General features: G+C 61.5%; 2 protein-coding genes. Both read left to right on the top strand.

The genetic code is table 11. From position 1 onward, the window contains the following. The coding region (gene ligA, locus BG35_RS11680) for an NAD-dependent DNA ligase LigA (protein ID WP_025782475.1) at nucleotides 1-2,347 on the top strand (2,347 nt) is incomplete at its 5' end. Continuing rightward, nucleotides 2,344-2,926, top strand: a 583-nt coding sequence (locus tag BG35_RS0108390; protein ID WP_025782474.1) for a 3'-5' exonuclease, incomplete at its 3' end; no start/stop codon positions are given. The genes ligA and BG35_RS0108390, both read left to right, overlap by 4 nt.

Raw genomic sequence — 2,926 nt, 5'->3', positions numbered from 1 at the left:
CGCCGACCAGCCCTTGGCCTATGCCTGTGAACTGAAGGTGGATGGGGTGGCCCTGGCCCTGCGCTATGAGCATGGCCTGCTGGTGCAGGGGGCCACCCGGGGAGACGGTCACCGGGGCGAGGAGATCACCGCCAGTGTCCGCACCATTCGCTCCGTCCCCCTCCGGCTGCACTGTGGGGACCCGCCGGCCTGGGCGGAGATCCGTGGTGAGGCGTTCCTGGCGGAGGCCACCTTTTCCGCCATCAACCAACAGCGCCGCCAACAAGACGAGGTTCCTTTTGCCAATGCCCGCAATGCCTGTGCGGGCACCTTGCGCCAGTTGAACCCCCAGGTGGTGGCCAGCCGGAAGGTGGACTTTCTAGCCTATGGGCTTCATTTCTCGCCGGAGCAGCCCCAGCCCCGCCAGCAGTTGGCGGCCCTGGATTGGTTGAGGGCTGCTGGATTCAAAACCGATCCCCACGCCCGCCACTGCACCAGCCTGGCGGACGTGGGCCAGTTTTACCGGCATTGGAACCTTGAGCGTCACCACCTCCCCTACGGCACAGACGGGGTGGTGGTCAAGTTGAATGACTTGGCCCTTCAGCAGCGGGTGGGGCATACCCAGAGGGCGCCCCGCTGGGCTGTGGCCATGAAGTTCAGCCAGATGGAGGCCAGGAGCAGGCTGCGGCGCCTTGTGGTCCAGGTGGGCCGCACAGGTGTGGTCACGCCGGTGGCGGAGTTTGACCCGGTGGAACTGGACGGCAGCACCGTGGCACGGGCTACCCTCCACAATGCCGACCGGATCGAAGACCTCACCAAAGGAACCGGTCTGCACGGGGGAGACGTCCTCATGGTGCGCAAGGCGGGTGGGGTGATTCCTGAGGTGGTGCGGGTGGAGCCGTGCTCACCGCCGGGTGAACCCCTTGCGTTTCCCCGCCACTGCCCGGAATGCGGTTCTCCCCTGGTGCGGGAATCCAAGGAATCCAAGGAATTGGAGGCCGCCACCCGTTGCGTCAATCGTAGTTGTCCAGCAATCCTCCGCGGTGCGCTCCGCCACTGGGCCAGCCGTGACGCCCTGGACATTGACGGCCTTGGACGTGAACGGATTGAGCAGTTGGCAGAGCGGGGCTTGGTTCACACCATTGATGATCTCTACAAGCTTCAGGAGGCTCAGTTGACGGCATTGGAGGGTTGGGCTGTCCCGTCGGCCCGCGGTCTGTTGCAGTCGCTGGAGTCCTCCAAGCAGCAGCCATGGCATCGTGTGCTTTATGGCCTGGGGATTCCCCATGTGGGCGCCGCCAATGCCAAGATACTGGCTCAGGCGTTCCCCTCTGCCGAGCAACTGGTGGAGGCTTTTGTGCAATACCAAGGCGCTGATGAGGCGCTTTTGGCTGGCCTCCAAGGCATTAGCCCTGCGGTTGCCCTTTCCCTGCAAACGTGGTTGAGCGAGCCAGCGAATAAGAAGCTTTTGGCTGACCACGAAGCGTGCAAAGCATACTGGTGGCCCCTTGTACTCTCTAGCTTGGGAATTCCCCGTGTGGGACCGGAAACAGCCAAGGCTTTGGCCCGGTTTTTCCCCTCAAGCGACCAACTGACGGCGGCTTTTGCACAATACCAAGTCGCTGATGAGCCGCTTCCGGCTAGCCTTCAGAGCGTCGCCCCCAAGATTCAGACTTGGCTGAGCGACCCAGCAAACAAGAAACGTTTGGCCGAGAACGAAGCCGGCAAGGAGCGCTGGTGGCCCCTCGTGCTTTCTGGTTTAAGGAGACACTGGAAAAACTCAGGATTTCCCCCTCTGGGACCGGAAAAAGCCAGGGTTCTGGCTCAAGCTTTTCCCTCAACAGAGCAACTGGCAGAGGCCTTTGCTGTCAACAGACAGTTTCAAGGTGCAGGGAAACAACATCTGGCTGATCTTGAGGGGATTGGCCCTGAAATCGCCTTTTCTCTGCAAACGTGGCTCGGCAACCCAGCCAATCAAAGACTCCTGGAGCACCTCGCCAAGGCTGGCCTGCAACTCCAGAGCCAGACCAATCTGTCCACAGAGTCTGCTCAGGGACCGCTCACCGGCCAGACGTTTGTTCTCACAGGAACCTTGCCCTCCCTCCGCCGGGTCGAGGCTCAGAAGCGGATTGAGGCAGCAGGAGGAAGCGTGAGCAATAGTGTCAGCAAGAAGACCACCCATCTGGTGGTGGGCGCAAATCCGAGCAGCAAGCTGGATAAGGCCCGTACCCTTGGCATTGAGATTCTTGACGAAGAAGCGCTCTTGCAGCGCTTAGGCTGCCAGCAACAAGACCTGACTCCGCCGAACCAGAATCTAGGTGACCTCCCGTTGCTGAAGAATGTGAGCCAGGACAATACCTGCTCATGACCGCAGCCGCAGCCCAGCCGCCCAGTCTTGAAACCCTGCTCATCCTGGACCTTGAGACCACGGGCTTCAGTCCTGAGAAGCACCGCTGTATTGAGTTGGGAGCCGTGTTGTTTTCCGTATCCCTGCGGACCACCCTCAGCCAGGTGTCGATGCTGTTCCCCGTTGACCAGAACCCTGCTCAACGGATCAACAGGATTTCACCGGAAGCCAGCCAACGGCCACAGCCATGGCAGCAGACGCTGGAGTTGTTTCAGGTGATGGCCCAACATGCTGATGCGGCGGTGGCCCACAACGTCGGCTTTGATCGCCGCTGGTTTGGCCGCCCACCCCTGCCCAGGTTGACATTACCCTGGGTCTGCACCTGTACGGCCCCATGGCCGTCACACCTGGGTCTGCGGCCCGGGCGCGTGTCGTTGAAGGATCTTGCCCGCGCCCATGAAGTACAGATTGGGGAGGCACACCGCGCCCTGGCGGACTGCGCCGCCCTGGCCCGGATCCTGGCCCGTTGCGATGATCTGGAGGCGTTACTCCTATCTGGCCTCGGTTGGAGCAAACCTCAGACCCAAGATAAGACTTCTC

It is taken from the genome of Candidatus Synechococcus spongiarum SH4 (assembly GCF_000586015.1).
Taxonomy (GTDB): Bacteria; Cyanobacteriota; Cyanobacteriia; order PCC-6307; family Cyanobiaceae; genus Synechococcus_B; species Synechococcus_B spongiarum_F.
This window is presented reverse-complemented; position numbering and strand designations above follow the sequence as displayed.